The 17,538-nt window shown below is 62.3% G+C and carries 20 protein-coding genes; 10 read left to right on the top strand and 10 right to left on the bottom strand.

Annotated elements, in window-relative coordinates; translation table 11 throughout:
* Nucleotides 1–76: 76 nt before the first annotated feature.
* The 7 genes from BUA38_RS07440 to BUA38_RS07410 form a co-directional block, all read right to left on the bottom strand.
* On the bottom strand, nucleotides 77–937 hold the full coding sequence (locus tag BUA38_RS07440) for a DMT family transporter (protein WP_072817359.1): 861 nt from the start codon (nucleotides 935–937) through the stop codon (nucleotides 77–79).
* 70 nt (nucleotides 938–1,007) lie between these two features.
* The gene (locus BUA38_RS07435) at nucleotides 1,008–1,625 is read right to left on the bottom strand and encodes a TetR/AcrR family transcriptional regulator (protein ID WP_172805997.1); all 618 of its coding nucleotides are present in this window, start codon (nucleotides 1,623–1,625) and stop codon (nucleotides 1,008–1,010) included.
* Between the two features lie 411 nt (nucleotides 1,626–2,036).
* Nucleotides 2,037–2,870, bottom strand: a complete 834-nt coding sequence (locus tag BUA38_RS07430; protein WP_072817357.1) for a DnaJ domain-containing protein — start codon at nucleotides 2,868–2,870, stop codon at nucleotides 2,037–2,039.
* A 172-nt stretch (nucleotides 2,871–3,042) separates the two neighbouring features.
* Nucleotides 3,043–3,573 carry a hypothetical protein gene (locus tag BUA38_RS07425; protein ID WP_072817356.1) on the bottom strand — a complete coding sequence of 177 codons (531 nt, stop codon included), beginning with the start codon at nucleotides 3,571–3,573 and terminating at the stop codon, nucleotides 3,043–3,045.
* 143 nt (nucleotides 3,574–3,716) lie between these two features.
* Nucleotides 3,717–3,941, bottom strand: a complete 225-nt coding sequence (locus BUA38_RS07420) for a hypothetical protein (RefSeq protein ID WP_072817355.1) — start codon at nucleotides 3,939–3,941, stop codon at nucleotides 3,717–3,719.
* A gap of 112 nt (nucleotides 3,942–4,053) precedes the next feature.
* Nucleotides 4,054–4,290 carry a hypothetical protein gene (locus BUA38_RS07415; protein WP_072825921.1) on the bottom strand — a complete coding sequence of 79 codons (237 nt, stop codon included), beginning with the start codon at nucleotides 4,288–4,290 and terminating at the stop codon, nucleotides 4,054–4,056.
* A 73-nt stretch (nucleotides 4,291–4,363) separates the two neighbouring features.
* On the bottom strand, nucleotides 4,364–5,068 hold the full coding sequence (locus BUA38_RS07410; RefSeq protein ID WP_072817354.1) for a hypothetical protein: 705 nt from the start codon (nucleotides 5,066–5,068) through the stop codon (nucleotides 4,364–4,366).
* Nucleotides 5,069–5,152: 84 nt separating this feature from the next.
* Between BUA38_RS07410 and BUA38_RS07405 the strand changes: the two genes are divergently transcribed.
* From BUA38_RS07405 to BUA38_RS07390, 4 genes are all read left to right on the top strand, one after another.
* Nucleotides 5,153–6,097: an AEC family transporter gene (locus tag BUA38_RS07405; RefSeq protein WP_072817353.1), complete on the top strand. Its 945-nt coding sequence runs from the start codon at nucleotides 5,153–5,155 to the stop codon at nucleotides 6,095–6,097.
* Nucleotides 6,098–6,213: 116 nt separating this feature from the next.
* Nucleotides 6,214–6,423 (top strand): hypothetical protein, encoded by a 210-nt coding sequence (locus BUA38_RS07400; RefSeq protein ID WP_244553209.1) that lies wholly within the window; start codon nucleotides 6,214–6,216, stop codon nucleotides 6,421–6,423.
* Nucleotides 6,424–6,677: 254 nt separating this feature from the next.
* A complete protein-coding gene (locus BUA38_RS07395) occupies nucleotides 6,678–8,303 on the top strand; it encodes a L,D-transpeptidase (RefSeq protein WP_072817352.1) in 1,626 nt (541 codons plus the stop codon).
* A 156-nt stretch (nucleotides 8,304–8,459) separates the two neighbouring features.
* A complete protein-coding gene (locus BUA38_RS07390; RefSeq protein ID WP_156898436.1) occupies nucleotides 8,460–8,855 on the top strand; it encodes a cupin domain-containing protein in 396 nt (131 codons plus the stop codon).
* Nucleotides 8,856–8,865: 10 nt separating this feature from the next.
* Here the strand turns inward: BUA38_RS07390 and BUA38_RS07385 are convergent, their stop codons facing one another.
* The gene (locus BUA38_RS07385; protein ID WP_072817351.1) at nucleotides 8,866–9,549 is read right to left on the bottom strand and encodes a haloacid dehalogenase type II; all 684 of its coding nucleotides are present in this window, start codon (nucleotides 9,547–9,549) and stop codon (nucleotides 8,866–8,868) included.
* Between the two features lie 41 nt (nucleotides 9,550–9,590).
* On the bottom strand, nucleotides 9,591–10,217 hold the full coding sequence (locus BUA38_RS07380) for a CGNR zinc finger domain-containing protein (RefSeq protein WP_072817350.1): 627 nt from the start codon (nucleotides 10,215–10,217) through the stop codon (nucleotides 9,591–9,593).
* A gap of 140 nt (nucleotides 10,218–10,357) precedes the next feature.
* Here BUA38_RS07380 and BUA38_RS07375 point away from each other — a divergent pair, with 140 nt between their 5' ends.
* From BUA38_RS07375 to BUA38_RS07355, 5 genes are all read left to right on the top strand, one after another.
* The gene (locus BUA38_RS07375) at nucleotides 10,358–11,050 is read left to right on the top strand and encodes an alpha/beta fold hydrolase (protein ID WP_072817349.1); all 693 of its coding nucleotides are present in this window, start codon (nucleotides 10,358–10,360) and stop codon (nucleotides 11,048–11,050) included.
* A gap of 30 nt (nucleotides 11,051–11,080) precedes the next feature.
* Nucleotides 11,081–11,965, top strand: a complete 885-nt coding sequence (locus BUA38_RS07370; protein WP_244553208.1) for an alpha/beta fold hydrolase — start codon at nucleotides 11,081–11,083, stop codon at nucleotides 11,963–11,965.
* Between the two features lie 158 nt (nucleotides 11,966–12,123).
* Nucleotides 12,124–12,912: a lytic murein transglycosylase gene (locus BUA38_RS07365; protein ID WP_072825918.1), complete on the top strand. Its 789-nt coding sequence runs from the start codon at nucleotides 12,124–12,126 to the stop codon at nucleotides 12,910–12,912.
* A 127-nt stretch (nucleotides 12,913–13,039) separates the two neighbouring features.
* Nucleotides 13,040–13,846 (top strand): lytic murein transglycosylase, encoded by an 807-nt coding sequence (locus BUA38_RS07360; protein ID WP_072817347.1) that lies wholly within the window; start codon nucleotides 13,040–13,042, stop codon nucleotides 13,844–13,846.
* 1 nt (nucleotide 13,847) lies between these two features.
* Complete coding sequence (locus BUA38_RS07355; RefSeq protein WP_072817346.1) at nucleotides 13,848–14,459, top strand: LysE family translocator; 612 nt, start codon at nucleotides 13,848–13,850, stop codon at nucleotides 14,457–14,459.
* 133 nt (nucleotides 14,460–14,592) lie between these two features.
* On the opposite strand, the gene BUA38_RS07350 is transcribed toward BUA38_RS07355, so the two are convergent.
* The gene (locus BUA38_RS07350) at nucleotides 14,593–15,435 is read right to left on the bottom strand and encodes an SDR family NAD(P)-dependent oxidoreductase (protein ID WP_072817345.1); all 843 of its coding nucleotides are present in this window, start codon (nucleotides 15,433–15,435) and stop codon (nucleotides 14,593–14,595) included.
* Between the two features lie 852 nt (nucleotides 15,436–16,287).
* On the opposite strand from BUA38_RS07350, the gene BUA38_RS07345 reads away from it, so the two are divergent.
* Nucleotides 16,288–17,493, top strand: a complete 1,206-nt coding sequence (locus BUA38_RS07345) for a GGDEF domain-containing protein (RefSeq protein ID WP_072817344.1) — start codon at nucleotides 16,288–16,290, stop codon at nucleotides 17,491–17,493.
* Nucleotides 17,494–17,538 lie beyond the last annotated feature (45 nt).

Raw genomic sequence — 17,538 nt, 5'->3', positions numbered from 1 at the left:
TTGAAGCAATCCATCGAAACAAAACGGCGGGCGAAAGCCCGCCGTTTTTGTTTGGCCTGATCTTCGAAAGCGGACTTCAAATCGGCCGAGCGCGCGGTCGCAATTGTGTAATGGCGACGCCGGAGATCGCGAGCAGCCCGCCGACAACAAGCTTCGGGGTTACGTGCTCGCCAAGGAACAGCACGCTCGAAATCAACGCAAACACCGGAAGCAGCAGACCGAAGGGGGCGACGCGGCCCATCGAGCAACGCCCGATCAGCCAGAACCAAAGGCCGAACCCGACAATGCCTCCGATGAAAATGGTGTAGGCGAGTGCCAGCCAACCACGTCCATCCGCCGTGGCCAGGCTCGCCAGTTGCCCATATTCAAGCAGCAGCGACATCAGCATGACCTGCGGCACCGTGAGCAGCGACGACCACCCCATCAACATCAAGGGGTCAAAAGGGCCGTAGCGTTTCGTCAGGACGTTGGACACCGCGAACGAGAAAGCGGCTCCGACCACCAGCAGCAGCGGAAGCGCGTTTGCCGACAGACCAGGCCCCGCCGCCAACACGGCCACGCCGACGAATGCAAGCACCACGCCGGCGGATGTGACGAGAGACGGCCTTTCCGCGAGCAGCGGCCAGGCCAAAAGGACGGTGAAGGGCGGGGCGAGTTGATAGGCAACAGCCGACAGGCTTCCCGAGCCGAGCCCGAGGCCAACATAGAACAGCCCGAAGTTCAGTCCGCCAAGGAACAGCGAAATCGCCGCGACAGGGCCGAATTGTTGACGCGTCGGCCTTTCGACGAACGGAACAAGCAGCAGCGCGATCGCCAGGAAGCGCAGGGCGAGGAAGAACAGCGGCGGAAACTCCGTCACGCCCACCTTGATGGCCACGAACTGATAGCCCCAGAGCAGGGGAACGGCCACCGCGCAGATGATCTGGATGGCAGACATGGTATCCTTCCTTTCAAGACCGAATGGTCTAGATATGGGCGCGACGGCGGCGGAGGCGTCCCTGGATTGTTTACTGAATGAAGCGCTCGAGAAGCGCGTCAGCGGTGGCTTGCCACGTCGTCCGTGCCGTTGTGGTTTTGCCGACCACGCGCATCCCCTCGACGAAACAGACGAGAATTCGGGCGGCGCTTGCAGGCTCGACACCATCGGCCAACTTGCCCGCGATCTTCGCGCGCGCAAGCGTATCCGAGAGTCTCGCCTCCATGACCTTGAAAAAGCCCGCGACGCGCCGGCCAACCTCGGCGTCCTGGCCAGCCAGCTCCATGGCTGTAGCCACCAGCAGGCAGCCGCGCCGGCCATTGGCGCCGCTGTTGCGGTCGACATAACCGGCAAAGTAGGCCCGCAGGCCGCCAACCGGATCTCGATGAGGGGCGAGTTCGACATCCATGCGCGTCACGGCATCGGCGATGTAGCGATCCAGCGCACGCAGGAACAACGAGTGCTTGTCACCGAAAGCGGCGTAAAGGCTGCCGCGCGAGAGCTTCGTCGCACGAAGAAGGTCCGGAAGCGCCGTGGCGTGATAGCCGCGCGACCAGAACACACCCATCGCACGTTCGACGGCGGCTTCCACGTCGAAACCTCTAGGCCGGCCGCGGGGCAACTGCACTGGGGCGGTTCGGGGGCTCATTGCCAATATATAGACCAATCGGTCCATATATTGCAAGTGGCCGTCTGGATCACGAACCCGAAATCGATATCCTTGGAGGCGATGTCCGTTGGAGGCTCGCAGGCGGTGGAGGAGCTCCAAAGCGAAGCGAAACGGCGAAACCGGTGGACCGGTTCCAACGTGTCACAGGCCTGAAGTGGCCGGCCGCGAATCCGAAAGCACGCGGAAACAACAAAGGCCCCAGCTTTTGGAGACTGAGGCCTTCGCCGTTAGTAAGTTGGGGTGCAGTTACCAGGCTGCCCGTACTGCTTCCCATATCTCGTTCGGATTCGACACTAAAATCACGTTGAGCGATTTAAAATGAGTTTAACTTCGCTGGTCGCCGCGATGCGTCCCAAACCTCCCGCGGACCAAAGCGTACGGCGCCCTCGCTTATTGACGCTTCCCTTCGTCGATGCGCCTGGCCTGGCTGACATCGGCAAATGCGCGCTTCAAATCGCCCATCCGGCGGAAGACGATGGCGCGGTTGACATAAGCGTCGGACAAATTCGGATCGAGATTGATCGCCAGATCGAAGTCGGTCAGTGCAAGGGGAAAGTCGCCGCTGCGATAGGCAGCATCGCCCCGCTCCAGATAATATCTGGCGTCCTTCACCGCGGGTACTGCGGGCTCAGGTATTGTGGGCTCAGGCGTTGCCGCAACGGCTCCGCTGTCGGCAGTTGTCGCGACGGCCGGAGCTGCAATCTCCTCGACGGCGCTCGGAATTTCCGGCTCCTTGGCGGGCAAGATTTTGTCGGCCGTGCGTTCGCTGGCGCGGCCGACCGTGCTGGATGCAGGCGTGCTGGATGCCTGCGTCGGCATCGCAGCGGTCAGCGCCATGGCCGGCGTGGATAGTTCCTGCACTTGCGCGGAAACCACGGGTGCCGTCAAAACGTGCTCAAGACCCACGAACGCGCCGATGGAGATCGACGCAATCACCATGCTGCCGATCGGGCCCGGGAGTCTGACTTCGGAGAGGACGTTGCGTCTCGTATCCGGAGCTTGCCGTCCCTCGGCCTCCGTCAGCAACGAATCATAGGCTGCCCGCTGCTGTTCGTCTTTCAGGATTGAATGGGCGCGAACGATCTGTCTGAATTTCTGCGGCGCATCGGGATCGCCGGGATTGTTGTCGGGATGGCTGGCCTTGGCGGCCTTGCGGAATGCTGCCCTCAGGCTGTCGGCATCATCTTCCGGAAGCGCACCGAGTAACTCGTAAAGGGTTGGCACGATATCCCTCGTAATGAATGACTTTCAAAATTGCCCCCTTCCATAATTCGAGGAATCTCGCGGGAAAAACGTGCCATGATGTGGCAGCAAATTGGCTTAATCTTGGGAGCAGGCCGAGAGGGCCGTCATCCAGCCGTCACAGAGTGCGCGGGATTCGAGCAACCAGATATAGTTAATTTTTCAAGGCGCCGATCGCGGCCGGGTGCGCCTTATCTCGCGGCCGCTCTCGCGGTACGCGCTCGACTTCGCACAGGCTCGACGCCTGCAACTGGCCGAGGCGGTCGCGCGCCGCCTTTTCGGCATCCTGATAGCGCTGCCGCTCATACTCGGCCTTCAGGCGTGCCCATTCGCCCGGGTCCACTGTCTTTACATCGGCGCGCCTGAACTCGCAGTTCGGCGCCACCTGGGGCGCGAGCAGCGCCGGGTCGGGCCGGTGAACGTGCAGTTCTGTCTGCTGCTGTGGTTTGGTGTGGGTGCGGGCGTGCAAGGTCGAGCGAACCTGGCTCGCCTTGATCTGTCGCTGAACTGGGGTGAATTCGCGGTGCGCTGGTTCGCGCGCGCATCCGGCGAGCCCCATCGCAAGGGCGATAGCAGAAAGCGTCAGCCACTTTGGCCGCGGTGACAACGTGCGGTTCAGCGGCAACCTTGTGCTCGCAAATTCGCGGCCGTCACCTGCATCGTGCGCGGGATGCATCATCGCCATACGGAATCGTTCCGGTTCGAGGCGAGACAGGTTGCGGCCGCCGCTTGCAACGAAATCTCGTTAGCGCGGCCACCATCGGCGGAAAATTTGAATCTCAGTCTAATAATTACGATGAACGAAATGCTAATCGGCAGTCGCGCCGTTCACCCCGTATACGTCCCGAACCTTCCGCGCACGAAGGCGTGGGACACCGCCTTCATCAGTTCCTCGACCTCGGTCTCCAGATAATTGTTCGCGACGATGAGCGCGCCGATGGCCGCGCGCAAATCGCCGTCGCATGCGGCGATCGCCTGACCGATCGCGGCATCGAGTTCGCCGTCCTTGTCCTGGTCATTGCCTTGCGGCCTCAGTGCGGGGTCCGAAGACATGACGGGGGTCCTGATTGGCGGGCAGGCGCATATGTTCTTCTTTTGTTCTTCTGGAGTCAAGCCGGTCCGGGCCGCTGTCTTCAGCGTTATTTTTCAGGCGCTCTTTTGAGCGCTATTTCTTCTTGGCCCCGACGCGGCTGATCGTCTTGATTTCAAGCACCGGCCGTCCGGATTTTTCGGCGATTTCGCGGTCCTGCTCGGCAATGAACGCGCGTGCCGGCTCGTCACCGTCCAGCCCGCCAAGAAGCTCGGAAGGCACGCGGCGGTTGGAGCGCTGGGAATCGTCTTCGTAGATGACGTTGAAGAAGGCGAATTCGCCTTTGGGATTGGTTCCAGGTTTCTTAGGCATGCGCGGCTTGTCCCCGATCAGGACGCCGCTGTCAAAACAAATCGCCTGATTTGCCCGCCCGGCAAATGTTCGCTCACTCCGGCACGACGGCCTTTGCATTGCCCTCGGAAAAAAGCGCCGGTGCGTCGAACTTGCCGGTCTGCAAATCGTATCGGCAGCGCCAGCCGTTCACGACGCCGGTCTGCATCGGCTTGCGGCCCTTGACGTCGGCATCGCCCGACAGCGTGACCAGAAGATAACGGTTCGCGGGCCAATCGACGCCGAGCCAGCGATAGTTGTCGTCAATTCCTTTCAGGAGAGCCGCCGTGATGTGATACTCGGGCGCCTTCTTGATCTTCCGCCACTCCGGACGCGTCTTGAAGTAGGCCCATGCGAGATCGCCGAACGGTTGTTTGCTCGCAGCAACGGCGCCCTGCGGCGTGACGCGATAGAGATATAGCGACTGCTCGCCGGAGCCAGTCTTCTGCGCGCGAACGATCCATTTCAGATCGCCCGTGAAACGAAATCCCGCGGGGTATTCGGCCGGCTCCGGATCGAGCAGCACGAAGGCGCCCGGCTGGCGCACCCAGAACTGCCATTTCCAGTCGTACTCCGTATCCTTGCTCACGTATTGCTCGATGGTGATCGCACCGTCCGCCGATTTCTCGGTGAATTCCGGATCGATGTTGTAGCCGGCGGGTGGCGCCGAAGGCGGCGCTGCGGCCGCGAGCTCGATGCTGCAAACAAGCCCGATCCCGCAAACGACGAGCAACCCGATCAAAGATGGTTTAACCTTCATGTCCTGGCTCCTCAAAGGCCGGTCTCGCATTAGTCGCGCGGGTCGCGATCCAGTTCATCGAGCGCGAGAAGGGGGAAGAGGGAAATGCAAGTCGCCGATCTCGTGCTGCCCGTCTTTGCCATCATCGTCACCGGGTGGCTCGCCGGATGGCTTGGCTACGTCTCGCGATCGCTGGCCGACGCGCTGGTGCATTTCGCCTACAACGTCGCGATGCCGGCGCTGCTGTTCGTGACGATCGCGCAGGAATCTGCGAGTAGCTTTCTGGAATGGCGCTTTCTGCTCGCCTTCGGCGGCGGCTCCATCCTCTGCTTCCTCGCGGTATTTCTGGTGCTGCGCGCAGGGCTCGGACGCAGCACCACCAGCAGCACCATGTACGGAATGGCAGCGGCCATGACCAATACCGGCTTTGTGGCGCTGCCGATCCTGCATTCGATCTATGGCCAGCCGGCCGTCTTGCCAGCCGCGGTCGCAACCGTGTTCGTGGCGGCCGTGATGTTTCCTCTTGCTGTCGTTTTGCTGGAGAGCGAGGAGAGCGGCGAGCATGGCAGAATCGCCCACCCGTTGATGCTGATGAAGCAGATCGTGCTCAACCCGATGGTGCTGTCGACCTTGATCGGCCTGGGCTGGGCGATTGTCGGTTGGCCGATTCCGGCCCCGCTCGCGGCTTACCTGAACATCTTCGCGGGCGCGCTCACGCCGTGCGCGTTGTTTGCCATCGGGCTTGGTCTCTCGGTGGACGGGATCGCCTCGAACCTTGCGGCGTCGATCGTGCTTTCTGCCGTGAAGCTCTTGGTCATGCCGCTGATCGTCTACGGTCTGTGCGTGGCGACGGGTCTCAATCCGCTCTACACCATCGCCGCCGTCATCTGCGCCGCGGTGCCGACCGCGAAGACGACCTATATTCTGGCCGGCGAGTACAAGGTGGAGGAAGAACTGGTCGCAAGCACGGTCTCGATCACCACCGTGCTGTCGGTCGCGACGCTGCTCGGATGGCTCACCATCCTTCGCGCTGCGGTGGAGGTAAAGTAGGATGGTTGGAGCCAGCGCCAGCGCTGACGGTGAGACTTCTGCGCAACAGCGCTAGGCTAAATCGTCGCAGTCAACCCCGTTGTATTACGGAAAATATTGCGGGAACCCACCCTCGTATGTATCCAAATGACATGGGAGCCGAACCGAATTTCGAGATCCACGCCCGCGACGGCACAGCGATGATCGTGCTGCGGCGAAACACGCGCGAGGCCGCCCAGAAGAAAGCCGACGAGCTTCGCGATATGGGCTGGTTCGACGTCGAGATCGTCGAGCTTCCGAACAGCCAGGCCGCGGTTGAGACGGCGCGCGGCTCCGCGCACCTCTGATTTAAGCTCAAATCGCTTCGGCACGGGCCCGCTTGATCAGGACGCGGGCGCAGCTGCGACGCGCCATTTTGCGGCGAACGACTCTTTCGCCCCGGCGGTCTCTCGTATATGAAAGGTGGCCTCCGGAATGTGCCCGATGGCGGCGAAAATGGCCGGCGATATGAACGGCGGTGGCCGATAGCTAAGCCAATAATAACGATTGTGACACTTTGATTGACGCAACGCGCGGACAGGCATTTCGACCGGGGAATGGCATGGCAATTCGATTGACGACGGCACACTCCAACGTGGCGGTGCGGCGGTGGAACTCTATCGCGACTGCGGCACTCGCGCTCACGGCCTTAGCCGCGATAACGGTGACGGGTGGCGTTGCGGCGAAGGGCGCGCGTCCCGCGCCAACCCACGAGGCGACCGTGTCGCGGCCCGCCGGCGAGCCGATCATGGCGATCGTGTCGATCAGCGCCCAGAAGGTTACCTTCTACGACGCCGAGGGCTGGATCTACCGCGCGCCGGTATCGAGCGGCACCACGGGGCGCGAAACACCGGCGGGCGTCTTCGCCATTGTCGAGAAAGACAAGGACCACCACTCGACCATGTATGACGATGCCTGGATGCCGAACATGCAGCGCATCACCTGGAATGGGCTCGCACTGCACGGCGGGCCGCTGCCGGGATACGCCGCCTCGCACGGCTGCGTGCGCATGCCCTACGATTTTGCTGAAAACCTGTTCGACAGGACGCGGATCGGCATGCGCGTGATCATCGCGCCAAACGACGCGGCCCCGGTCGATTTTTCGCATCCCTCGCTGTTCGTGCCGAACCCGCAGGCGATCGCGGCAGCGCCCGACCGCATCGGGACGCTCTCCCGAGAGGCTGACCAGGCCGCGCAGGCGGCCGAGGAAGCAAAAAGGACGGCTGCCGTCGCGGCTGCTGAGGCCAAGGCAATCCCGGTTTTGCTGCGCAAGTTGGAACTGGCCAAGAAGCGTGCGGACGCCGAACTCGCCTTTGCCGACAAGGCGGTCGGCAACGCAAAGACTGACGAGACAAGGGCGAAGGCCGAGGAACTGAAGGACAAGCTCGCCCAGAGAGCCGCAGAAGTCGCGACGCAGCTCGATGCCGCCAATGCCACCGCAAAGTCGAAGCTCGATGCTGCGGCCGCCGCAAAGGAAGCTTTCAAATCGGCTGCGACCAGGAAGGCCGACACCGCCAGGGTAGCGCTGGACGCGAAGCTCGCGGTCGAGCCGGTCTCCGTCTACATCAGCCGCGCGACGCAAAAGCTCTACGTACGGCGCGATACCCACAAACCGGCGCCGGATGGCGGCGGCGAGGTGTTCGATACGACCATCGAAGTGCCGGTCACGATCCGCGATCCCGGCCGGCCGCTCGGCACGCATATTTTCACCGCGGTGGCGAAGAACGACACGGGTCTGCGCTGGACTGCGGTCACGATCGACGACAGCGACGACGCCAAGGAAGCGCTCGACCGCATCACCATTCCGCAGGAGTTGATCGATCGCATCGGGCCGACGGCGTTGCCGCGCTCCTCGATCGTCATCTCGGACGAGCCGCTGAGCAAGGAGACCAACTATCGCACCGAGTTCGTCGTGGTGCTGAGCAACCAGCCCCAGGGCGGGTTCATCACGCGCAAGCCGACGCCCCCGGCCGACCTCGTTGCGAACGGCGAGGCCTTTATCGACAACGGCTTCGGCGGCATGTTCCGCCGTAATGACAGCGGCTTTGGCTCCTTCTTCCAGCAGAGCGAGCCTCAACCAGCGCCGCAACCCCAACCTGGCATTCGCCGGCGCAGCGGCCAGCCTTATTATCCGCCGCAACAGAGCCAGCAGGTGCAGCAGGGCTGGGGCGGCCCACCCGGCTGGTGACAGCAAGGCGGCGACGGCGCTCGATGGCGCAAGCCGCATGACTGTTGCGCCGGTAATTCAGGCGACGACGTCGCGTGCTTGCGCTTAAACTATCTCCCCTCAAAGCCAGCCCACTTCATTCCTCGCGAAGGCCGGCCGCAAAAAGGGAGAAGATGAATGTCACGTCTCGCCGCCGCCTGCCTGGTCGTCCTTTGGTCCTTGTTGCTCGCGCCGTCAGTCTTTGCCCAGACCGCAGAACCCCACCGCGTCGTTCTGAAAACGGCCGATCTCACCGGCACTGACAAGGAAATCATCATCGCCGTGCTCGAAGTGCCGCCGGGCGTGACCATCGCGCGTCACACGCATCCGGGCGAGGAAGCGACCTACGTGCTGGAAGGTGCGAAATTGCAGATGCCCGACGGCAAGGAGATTGATCGTCCGGCCGGGCAGGCGGGCGTCAACGTGCGCGACGTACCGCATGCCGGCTACAAGGTGGTCGGCGACAAGGCGTTGAAGATCCTGACCGTGCATATCGTTGACAAAGGCAAGCCGATGACGGTGCCTGCGCCGTAAGGGGGCGTGACTATCCAGCCTTGTGGCGCGCGATCAGTTGGTTGGCGACATCATCAAGCGTGTCGCCAACGATGTGCGGTTGCGGACCGACGCCGAGCACGTCGTTGCCGGGGCGCCTGATCAGCACGCCTTCCCAGCCGGCGGCCACGGCGCCGAGCGTATCCCAGGTGTGGCAGGCAATCAGGCACATGTCGGACGGCCCAGTGCCGAGCTCCTTCTCGACATAGCCATAGGCCTCGCGCGGCGGCTTGTGATGCTTGACGCCATCGGCGCTGAAACGCCGCTCGAACAGATCGACAATGCCGCCATGCGTCAGCTGGCGCGTCTGCACTTCGATCAGGTTGTCGGTCAGTGTGAACAGGCGAAAGCCAGCGCTTCGCAGTTTGCGCAGCGCCGCGGGCACCTCGGCGTGCGGCGGCATGGTCGAGAATTTTTCGGTGAGCTCTTTGCGGTCGGCGTCGGTGATCTTGATGTGGTTTGCATCGGCCAGCATCTTCATCACGGCGCCGCCGATGTCGGTGAAGGGCACGTAGCATCCGGCAACCGTGAGCGCCGCGGAATACATGATGAAATTGGCGAACCACAGCCGCATGGCGTCCCTTCTGCCAAAGATGCGCTCGAAGGTCGGCTCCATCGTTTCGAGATCGAGCAGGGTTTCATTCACGTCGAAAACGATCAGGGGTAGTTTGGCCATGAGCTGGACTCCTTCTTTTTTTGAGACGTAAACGGCGGTTTCTAGTGCTGGTTCTTCAGCCTCTCACGGTGTGCGGCCTGTTTGGCGCGATTGCCGCAGATCGCCATGCTGCACCAGCGGCGCGCGCGTCTTCGCGTGTGATCGGCAAACATCAGCGTGCAACTCGCTCCTTCGCACGCTTTGACGTCGGAGAAATTTTCCTCGCAGATGAACTGCACCAGGTTTTCGGCGATCGGCAGCAACAGGGATTCCGCCGATCGCCAGCGGCGCGTCGTATGCAATTCAAGGCGGTCGCCGCTCTCGTCACGGGAGACGCGGATCTCGTTGAACCCTTCGTCGCGCGCGAGCAGGCTGTTCAGGGGATCGAGTTCACGTAAGGTCGCCGCCGGCTTCAACGGCTTGCCCATGTGCTTGCGGACCAGGCCGCGGCACCACTCCCGCAATTCCCTGGCTTGCCGGGCCACCCGGTCCAGATCGGCCGGCTTCGCACGTGCCTTGATCTCGTCCAGCACGTTTGCCGGGACATAGTTGGCCTGCGCGAGCCAGTCCATCAGGCCATCGCCATCTGCGATCCAGTCGATCGGCGTGTCCACGGGCGTTGCGACCGAGTTGAGGAAATCAAGGCCGCGGGAATCGGCGATGAAAATGGCGGGCGGGTGATGGCTCATGGGCAAAAACGTTTCCCTTGATTGCTGAAGTTCCGAAAGCGTCTCGGAAAGTAACCTTTAAAATACTACTTGACCAGTTACTAGCCCGATGGTAGTAACCTGTCAATAGGCAATTAACAGGTTACGAAAAGGAGCTCGAAATGGCAGCCAAGAACGTGAACGTGGTGCTGGCGCACGGAGCCTGGGCGGATGGATCGAGCTGGGCGCGCGTCATTGCGGCGCTCAAGTTGGAAGGCGTGAATGTGGTGGCGGCTCCGCTGCCGCTGACCTCGCTGGCCGATGATGTCGCAGCGCTTGATCGCTCGCTGGCGCGCCTCGAAGGACCGGTGGTGCTGGCCGGGCACGCCTATGCCGGCGCAGTCATCGCCGAAACCAAAGCAAAGAACGTCAAGGCGCTGGTCTATGTCACAGCCCTTGCGCCCGATGAAGGCGAGAAAGTCGCCGACGTCTTCTATCGCGCAGCCCCGCATCCGCTGGCGCCGAAGCTTGCCCCTGACGACAACGGTCTGATCTGGCTGCCCGACGAAGCGTTCAAGAATGCCTTTGCGCAGCAAGCGAGCGCGGACGATCTGGCGGTGCTGTCGGCCGTGCAGCGGCCGATCTCGCCGGCCTGCATCACGGTGCCGGTCGGCCGTCCGCTCTGGAAGGATGTGCCGAGCTGGTTCCTGCTCGCGGAAGACGACCGCATGATTCTCGCGGAAACGCAGCGCTTCATGGCGAAGCGGATGGGAGCGACGGTGAGGGCGCATGCGGTGGATCACGCGCCGATCGTCACCGCGCCCCATATCGTCGTCGAAATCATCCGTGAGGCCATCCGCAGCGTGGCGGCGTAAGCATCCAATCCAGCAAGAAGGAGAAATCCCATGTCAGAAAATACAATGTCGGCAAATGCAACGTCAGTCGTGCGGTACAAGAAGGCCGACGTCGACGGTTTCAAGGTGTTTTACCGGGAAGCCGGCCAGGAAGGCGCGCCAAAGCTTCTGCTGCTTCACGGCTTTCCGAGCTCGGGCCACATGTTCCGCGATTTGATTCCGGAGTTGTCGGATGACTTTCACGTCGTTGCGCCGGACCTGCCGGGCTTCGGCCAGTCCGACATGCCGCCACGCGAAAAGTTCAGCTACACGTTCGATCATATTGCCGAGGTGATCGAGCGCTTTACCGAAGTGATCGGCTTCGATCGCTTCGCAGTTTATGTGTTCGACTATGGCGCGCCGACCGGCTTCCGCCTCGCGATACGCCATCCCGAGCGGATCACTGCGATCATTTCGCAAAACGGCAACGCCTATGAAGAGGGTCTGAGCGAGGGCTGGAATCCGATCCGCGCCTATTGGCAAAACCCGTCCCTGGAAAATCGCAATGGCCTGCGCGCCTTTCTCGCGCCGGAAACGACGCGCTGGCAATACACCCATGGCGTCACTGACGAGGCCGCTGTATCGCCGGATGGCCACTCGCTCGACAACTTCTATCTCGCGCGTCCCGGCGCGGATGAAATCCAGCTCGATCTGATGGGCGACTACAAGAGTAACATCGCGCTCTATCCGGCGTTCCAGAACTACTTCCGAAAGCACAAGCCGGCGTTCCTGGCGGTGTGGGGCAAGAACGATCCGTTCTTCCTGCCGCCGGGCGCGGAGGCGTTCAAGCGCGATATCCCCGATGCGACGGTACGCTTCTTCGACACCGGTCATTTTGCGCTGGAAACGCATGCGCACGAGATCGGAGAAGAGATTCGCAAATTTCTGAAGCGATGAAGCGGCTCTCACGAGCCCATCGAGATGCATCGCCCGATGGCGATGCATCTCGATACCGAAACCAAGGCGGCTGTCATACCGCGGAACCGGCATTTCCGTTAGGCTTCAGGATGACGTAAGGTGCGCCCGCGTCCACGTGAGGAACCTTCCTGATGACCATGACCAAGGGACTGACTGCTGCTTTTTCTGCACTCACCGTGCTCGCATGCCTCAGCTCGCAGGCCGGGGCCGCCCAATGCGGCAACGGGGCGAGCGGTTTCGAGGGCTGGAAGCAGCAGTTTGCCGGCGAGGCGCGCGCCAAGGGCATCGGCGCCACCGGGATTTCAGCGCTGATGGCGGCGAATTATGCGCAAGCGACCATCAACGCCGATCGCAGCATGCACAGTTTCAAGCTGTCGCTCGATCAGTTCATGGTCAAACGCGGGGCGGCCGCAGTCGTGTCCCGCGGCCGCGCCATGAAGCAAAGGAACGCGGCGCTGTTCGCGTCGATCGAGCAGCGGTATGGCGTGCCGGCAGGGCCGCTGATCGCGATCTGGGGCATGGAGACCGCCTTCGGCAGCCAGCATGGCAACCAGAACATGCTCTCGTCGATCGCGACGCTGGCTTACGATTGCCGCCGGCCGGAATATTTCACCGACCAGCTTTACGCGGCGCTGAAGCTGATCGATCGCGGCACGCTGTCGGCGGGCCAGCGCGGCTCGATGCATGGCGAGATCGGCCAGACGCAGTTCTTGCCCAAGACGATGCTGGAATACGGCGTCGGCAACCTCGAAAGCGCATCCGGCGCGCTGTCCTCGACCGCGAATTACCTGAAAGCGCACGGCTGGCGGGCCGGCGCCGGCTATCAGCCCGGCCAACCGAATTTCGCGGCGATCCAGGAATGGAATGCGGCCAGCGTCTATCAACAGGCGATCGCGCTGATGGGACGCCAGATCGACGGCGAGTGAGGGTTCGTCAGCCGTCATTGCGAGGAGCGTGAGCGACGAAGCAATCCAGTCTTTTGGGCGCTTCTGGATTGCTTCGCTTCGCTCGCAATGACAGGCAAATCATTTCCGAATTGGAGCGAAACGTAAAATGTTGAAATTTCGCCTCGCTACGCTTGCGTGTGCGTTGACGCTTGCCACCCCCGCATTCGCCGCGCGCTGCGGCGGGGATTTCCGCGCCTTCGTCCAGAACATCTCCACTGAGGCAACCTCCGCCGGCATCTCGCAAGCCACGATTGCGGAAGCGCTCGGCGGCGTGCAGCAGGATTTGGGCGTGCTCGCCTTCGACCGCCGCCAGCGCGGCACCTTCACGAAAACCTTCGAGCAGTACGTTTCGACCCGCGTCGGCTCCGGCCGTATCAATGGCGGGCGCGCGATGCTGCAACGCTATGCCGGACTGCTCTCGAGCATCGAGGCCAAATACGGCGTGCCGCGGCAGATCCTGGTTGCGATCTGGGGGCTCGAAAGCGACTTCGGCAAGGGCGACATGGGCAAGCTGCCGGTGTTTCGCGTGCTCGCGACCATGGCGCACGATTGCCGCCGCACCGAGCTATTCCAGGGCGAACTGCTGGCGGCGCTGCAAATCCTCCAGCGCGGCGATCTTCCGTTGCGTGAGATGATCGGGGCCTATGCCGGCGAGATCGGGCAGACGCAGTTTCTGCCATCGTCCTACATCAAATACGGCGTCGATTTCGACGGCGACGGCCGCGTCGACCTGCGCCATAGCGTCGCCGATGTGCTGGCGTCGACCGCCAACCTTCTGCACACCAACGGCTTCAAGATGGGTGCGCCCTACGGCGAGGGTTCGGCGAATTTCGAGGCGATGCGCGAGTGGAATCACGCGGTGATCTATCGCAAGACGATTGCGTATTTTGCTGACCAGTTAGTTGGGAGATGAGATGTCCTGGGCCTTTTTGTTGACCTCTCTGATCGTAGTGGTCTCGCCCGGCACCGGCGTGCTCTATACGCTGGCCGCGGGGTTGAAAGGTGGTGCACGCACCGCGGTCGCGGCCAGCATCGGCTGCACGCTCGGCATCCTGCCGGCCATGATGGCCGCGATGGTCGGGCTTGCGGCGGTGCTGCACGCCAGCGCTCTCGCCTTTGCGGCGTTGAAATGGCTCGGCGTCGGCTATCTCCTGTACATGGCCTGGCAGTCGCTACGCGAGGAGGGAGCTCTGTCGGTCGATGCGTCGAAAAGCGGGCCAGCCGAGGCGCGGGTGATCGTGCGCGGCTTTCTGATCAACATCCTCAACCCAAAACTCTCGATTTTCTTCCTCGCTTTCCTGCCGCAGTTCATTTCGGCCGACGAGGTGCATCCACTGGCACGGATGCTCGAACTCTCCACGACCTTCATGGTCATGACCTTCGTCGTGTTCGTGCTGTACGGCCTGTTCGCGGCGGGGGTTCGCGACCACGTCGTGAGCCGGCCGACCGTGCTGGCGTGGCTGCGCCGCGCCTTTGCCGGCGGCTTTGCGCTGCTGGGCGTGAAGCTCGCTTTCGCGGAGAGGTGACTCCACGAAAGACGTCATTCCGGGGCAGCCCGCAGGGCTGAACCCGGAATCCATCGTGCCGCAACTTCGAGATCCCGGGTTCGTTCGCTTTGCTCACGCCCCGGGATGACGTAGGCGCCAAAATGCGCCTACGTCACTTCCCCCGCTTCGACATCTTCTCGATGCGCCTGGCCATCACGCTCCAGTAGGTGGCGGGGCGGAAACGCTGCAGGATGTCCATGAAGCGGGCGTCGCCGCCGATCAGGATGCGCGGCTCGTTCCTCTCGATACCCTTGATGATCCGCAGCGCCGCATCTTTCGCCGACGTTCGCGCGATGACGTCGAACCGTTCAATCGCTTGCGAGCGGCGTTCGTTGTCGGTGATGGCTGAACCCGTACGTGAATTGCGCACGATATTGGTCTTGATGCCGCCGGGATGAACCACGGAGAGCCGAACCGGGCCGCTAGAGGCCTGAAGTTCGTGGCGCAAGGCTTCCGAAAAGCCGCGAATGGCGAATTTCGCCGCCGAATAAGCGGTCTGGCCGGGCGGGGCCATGATGCCGAAGATCGAGGAGACGTTGACGATATGGGCGGCCTTCTGGCCTGAAAGATGCGGCAGGAACGCGCGGGTCGCGTGCACCGCGCCCCAGAAGTTGATGTTGAACAGCCACTCCATCTGCGCCTGATCGATTTCGTGAAACAGGCCGAGCAGCGAGACGCCGGCATTGTTGATCAGGATGTTCAGAGAAGGGTGGGCGGCGATCGCCTCGCGCGCAAAGCCGGCGACTTGTTCGCTATCGCCCATATCGGCGCGGTGAATGCTGACTTTTCGCTGCCAGGCTTTTGCGATTTCGGCCGCCGTCGATTGAAGTCCGCCCTCGTCGCGGTCGGCGAGCGCAAGGTCGGCGCCGCGTGCGGCCAGCTCGATCGCGAGCGCGCGGCCGATGCCGCTCGCGGCTCCCGTGACAGCCACGGTGGCTCCGGGGATCGCAGTCATCAAGGATCACTCCGTACAGAGGCGAGGTGTGCCACTGAAATCGATCGGGCAGGCGGGATCAAGGGCCATCAAGGCCGAAACGAAAAAGGCGAGCCACAGGCCCGCCGTTTTTTTAGGTGCCCGGGCAGAGCTAAACTCCACCCGGGCTGAAAGAAGTATCGAAGTTACTTCTTCTTCGCCTTCTTGGCCTTTTTCGCCTTCTTTGCCTTCTTCGCTTTCTTAGCCATAGCATCCTCATTTGAGTTAATGGATTGAAACGCGACACGAGGCATGCTCGGCGGAGGGCCAGCCTCGCAATATCCTCAACTGTAATCCCAGCAGATTCGGAGGCCGCTGCCCCGTGCTGTCACGCGTGTGTCATTCGTTATCCACAGAAGTTACGCGTTTTGGCGTGTTTTGGCGCAAGGCGGCAGTGCCGTGTGTTTCAAATCGCGTCACGCGCGCCGTGAAAACGTGCCGGCTGTGACGCTCTCGTGGTGAGTCCTGGGTTAACGCGGCCGCCGCCGCAAGGCGGTGACGGCGCCTTCCGCCGCCTTCAGCATTTCACAACCAAGACGCCGATTTGGTTTCCAAGGTGAGACTCCGTTAAGCGCCTCGGTTGCATCTTGGTCCACAAGACTACGGGGATAGTCCTAGTGCCCCGATTCCGAAGTTCGTAGCATTTTTCGGAGCCACGTTTCGAATTTCGGAATCGAAAGGACACTAACAAACCTATTGATCTCGTGTGGCTTTGGTTCAGAAGTCCGCATGACGAACTCGCGGCAGCAATGATGCGGACTTCTGAACCGCCACGCGTGTGGCTGGGCAGGTTGAAAACGGGGAGACAGGGCGGATGATCGCTCTGGGATTTACATGTTGAACGTTCCGACGCTCTGGGCGGCGTTCATTATCAATTTCCTCGCGCTCGGTCTGATCTGGGCCTACATCCTGCACAGCTATCCGACCCTTCAGGCAGCGCGGTACTGGACCGGTTCAGCGTTCACCATCGTCGGTGCGGCCGTGTTGGCGATGGGGACGACGGTCACGGAGTCGCTCGTCCCCCTGTTGTTTGCCGGTACGACGGCGGTTCTGGCGGTTTGCCTTGCGGCGATGGGCGTCCGGCGGTTTTACGGCGAGACCGTGCCCTGGGGGCAGACGGCCGCGATCGCGGCGCTGACCTTTGCCGGCCTCTCGGTCTTCATCTTTGCCTACGATAGCGCGACCATCCGCATCCTGATCTATTCCGCGGGTCTGTCGGTGCCGCTCGCGCTCTCGCTGCCGTTGCTGCTGCCGAAGCGAGACGGCCAGGTCAATGCCGGCGCGCGACTTGCGGGCTTCGTCGTCATCGTGATCATCGCCGTCTGTGCGTTCCGCGTGGTCGACAGACTGCTTCAGGCCGGCAGCAATTTCACCATTGTCCATTCCAGCGCGCCGCAATCGGTCATGATCCTGGCGCTGATCTTCCTGTCCATGGTCTGCAACTTCGGCTTCCTCCTGATGGCGATGGACCGGCTGCGCAACGAGGTCGCCGATCTCGCGCTGATGGACGACTTGACCGGCGTCGGCAATCGCCGGCAATTGCTGCAACGCCTTGGCGAGGAATGCGCCCGGTCCGATCGCTCCGGCCAGCCGTTTGCGCTGCTGGTGATCGATCTGGACAACTTCAAGACCATCAATGACACCCACGGCCATGCCGCGGGCGACGCCTGCTTGCAGCATTTCACGCTGATGGCGCAGACGCGGCTACGGCCCGGCGACCTCTTGGCGCGTACCGGTGGCGACGAGTTCTGCGTCATGCTGCCGGCTTCCACGCTGCGCGAGGGCGCGGTGATCGGCCGCCGCATCATCGAGGTCTGCCGCGAGGATGCCGCTGGCTGTGTCGGCAACGAGGTCCCGCTCTCGGTTTCGATCGGGGTCGCGCAATGGACCCGCGACATCGGCGCGTTCCCGGACCGGCTGATTGCCGCGGCCGACCATGCGCTTTATGTCGCCAAGAAAGAGGGCCGGGATCGCCTCTCGGTCTATGAGCCGGGGCCATCGCTGGTGCCGGAGCTGCCGCCGTTACGGCTTCACGCCTGAAATCTCCCCGCTTGATCAGAATTCGGTCCGGCGCATAGTGCCGGA

This window comes from Bradyrhizobium erythrophlei (assembly GCF_900142985.1).
Classification (GTDB): Bacteria; Pseudomonadota; Alphaproteobacteria; order Rhizobiales; family Xanthobacteraceae; genus Bradyrhizobium; species Bradyrhizobium erythrophlei_B.
The sequence above is the reverse complement of the archived record's forward strand: the minus strand, read 5'-3'. Positions and strand labels throughout refer to the sequence as shown.